This window comes from Nocardioides sp. (assembly GCF_050246775.1).
In the GTDB taxonomy this organism is placed as follows: domain Bacteria; phylum Actinomycetota; class Actinomycetes; order Propionibacteriales; family Nocardioidaceae; genus Nocardioides.
Genome location: NZ_JBFWVK010000020.1, coordinates 1 through 3,324, shown reverse-complemented (window position 1 = coordinate 3,324; position 3,324 = coordinate 1). Strand labels below are relative to the sequence as shown.

The window sequence follows — 3,324 nt, the reverse complement described above, 5'->3', positions numbered from 1 at the left end:
TGAGCCCCGCTACATTGTCGGCGCGGAATCACTTGACCAGTGAGCTATTACGCACTCTTTCAAGGGTGGCTGCTTCCAAGCCAACCTCCTGGTTGTCACTGCGACTCCACATCCTTTTCCACTTAGTTACCGCTTAGGGGCCTTAGCTGATGGTCTGGGCTGTTTCCCTCTCGACTACGGAGCTTATCCCCCGCAGTCTCACTGCTGCGCTCTCACTTACCGGCATTCGGAGTTTGGCTAACGTCAGTAACCTTGTAGGGCCCATTAGCTATCCAGTGCTCTACCTCCGGCAAGAAACACGCAACGCTGCACCTAAATGCATTTCGGGGAGAACCAGCTATCACGAAGTTTGATTGGCCTTTCACCCCTATCCACAGGTCATCCCCTCAGTTTTCAACCTAAGTGGGTTCGGTCCTCCACGCGGTCTTACCCGCGCTTCAACCTGCCCATGGATAGATCACTTCGCTTCGGGTCTTGATCGCGCTACTCAAACGCCCTATTAGGACTCGCTTTCGCTACGGCTACCCCACACGGGTTAACCTCGCAACACAACGCAAACTCGCAGGCTCATTCTTCAAAAGGCACGCCGTCACAACAACCGAAGTCATCGCTCCGACGGATTGTAGGCACATGGTTTCAGGTACTATTTCACTCCCCGCCAGGGGTACTTTTCACCTTTCCCTCACGGTACTTGTCCGCTATCGGTCACCAAGGAGTATTTAGGCTTAACGGGTGGTCCCGCCAGATTCACACGGAATTTCAGGGGTTCCGTGTTACTTGGGGTCACGTTCCAGAGCCATCACCTTACACTTACGGGGCTATCACCCTCTACGGCGCCACTTTCCAATGGACTTCAACTTCAATAATGGTTTCTTACTCTGCGCCTGCTCGGCAGAACAGACAAAACGGCCCCACAACCCCACAACAGCAACACCTGCCGGCTATCACACTGCTATGGTTTGGCCTCATCCGATTTCGCTCGCCACTACTCTCGGAATCACTCTTGTTTTCTCTTCCTGTGGGTACTGAGATGTTTCACTTCCCCACGTTCCCTCCAAACACCCTATATATTCAGGTGCAGGTAACTGGACATGACTCCAGCTGGGTTTCCCCATTCGGACACCCCCGGATCAACGCTCGTTTGCCAACTCCCCAGGGCTTATCGCAGGCTACAACGTCCTTCATCGGCTCTCGGTGCCAAGGCATCCACCATGTGCCCTTAGTAGCTTGTCAAAACAAAAACTCAACAACAAAACAGCTACAAAGATGCTCGCGTCCACTATGCAGATCTCAAAATACGGGCGGCACCATCACCGATCCGTGCTTGCCGGTTGCCCGGTAGTTCAGCGGAAGTGATGGCCCAGAGGTGTCGGCCCCCGAAGGGGTCTCGATCCCTCAGGACCCAACAGTGTGTCTGACTGGTTCGAGCTCTCCACCTCGAGGTTCCACGCGGCACTCCTCCGAAGAGAGGTGCTGCAGTACTGACGAGGCTTCCAGCCTGATCCAGCCAATTAGTCGACGTTCCACTAGTGAGCAGTGATGGCCGTGGAACGGTTGTCCACGAAACCATCGGCTGGACAGCACACCACCGGGGTGGTGCCTGCCAAAGTGCTCCTTAGAAAGGAGGTGATCCAGCCGCACCTTCCGGTACGGCTACCTTGTTACGACTTCGTCCCAATCGCCAGCCCCACCTTCGACGGCTCCCTCCACAAGGGTTGGGCCACCGGCTTCGGGTGTTGCCGACTTTCGTGACGTGACGGGCGGTGTGTACAAGGCCCGGGAACGTATTCACCGCAGCGTTGCTGATCTGCGATTACTAGCGACTCCGACTTCATGGGGTCGAGTTGCAGACCCCAATCCGAACTGAGACCGGCTTTTTGGGATTCGCTCCACCTTGCGGTATCGCAGCCCTTTGTACCGGCCATTGTAGCATGCGTGAAGCCCTGGACATAAGGGGCATGATGACTTGACGTCATCCCCACCTTCCTCCGAGTTGACCCCGGCAGTCTCTTATGAGTCCCCACCACCCCGAAGGGCGTGCTGGCAACATAAGACGAGGGTTGCGCTCGTTGCGGGACTTAACCCAACATCTCACGACACGAGCTGACGACAGCCATGCACCACCTGTATACCGACTAAAAGGGGCCTCATCTCTGAGGCTTTCCGGCATATGTCAAACCCAGGTAAGGTTCTTCGCGTTGCATCGAATTAATCCGCATGCTCCGCCGCTTGTGCGGGCCCCCGTCAATTCCTTTGAGTTTTAGCCTTGCGGCCGTACTCCCCAGGCGGGGCGCTTAATGCGTTAGCTGCGGCACGGAACTCGTGGAATGAGCCCCACACCTAGCGCCCAACGTTTACGGTGTGGACTACCAGGGTATCTAATCCTGTTCGCTCCCCACACTTTCGCTCCTCAGCGTCAGGTAATGCCCAGAGAACCGCCTTCGCCACCGGTGTTCCTCCTGATATCTGCGCATTTCACCGCTACACCAGGAATTCCGTTCTCCCCTGCATACCTCTAGTCAGCCCGTATCGGAAGCAGGCTCGGGGTTAAGCCCCGAGTTTTCACTCCCGACGTGACAAACCGCCTACGAGCCCTTTACGCCCAATAATTCCGGACAACGCTCGCACCCTACGTATTACCGCGGCTGCTGGCACGTAGTTGGCCGGTGCTTCTTCTGCTCCTACCGTCACTTTCGCTTCGTCGGAGCTGAAAGAGGTTTACAACCCGAAGGCCGTCATCCCTCACGCGGCGTTGCTGGATCAGGCTTTCGCCCATTGTCCAATATTCCCCACTGCTGCCTCCCGTAGGAGTCTGGGCCGTGTCTCAGTCCCAGTGTGGCCGGTCACCCTCTCAGGCCGGCTACCCGTCGAAGCCTTGGTGAGCCATTACCTCACCAACAAGCTGATAGGCCGCGAGCTCATCCTCCACCGCCAGAACTTTCCACCACCAGACCATGCGGTCAGTGGTCGCATCGTGTATTAGCCACCGTTTCCGGAGGTTATCCATGAGTGAAGGGCAGATTGCTCACGTGTTACTCACCCGTTCGCCGCTCGTGTACTCCCGAAGGAGCCTTACCGCTCGACTTGCATGTGTTAAGCACGCCGCCAGCGTTCGTCCTGAGCCAGGATCAAACTCTCCGTTGAAAAACAACACCACAAACCACCCCAAAGGACAGCCTGCAGAAAAAGAGATCCCGGCAGAAGACCGATCACTGACAAAATTGTCAGAATTATCGATTAACTACCAAAGGAACCGTCAACTCACACCCCCACCAAAAAGGCAGAGGAACAAGCCAGACGGGTTAAAATTAATTCGTCGACTAT

The 3,324-nt window shown here is 55.8% G+C and carries 2 rRNA genes; both read right to left on the bottom strand.

Going from position 1 to position 3,324, the window contains the following annotated elements:
- A 23S ribosomal RNA gene (locus tag AB7I40_RS23725) occupies positions 1–1,233 on the bottom strand; the annotation flags it as partial.
- Between the two features lie 386 nt (positions 1,234–1,619).
- Positions 1,620–3,144: ribosomal RNA gene (locus AB7I40_RS23720) — 16S ribosomal RNA — on the bottom strand.
- Positions 3,145–3,324 lie beyond the last annotated feature (180 nt).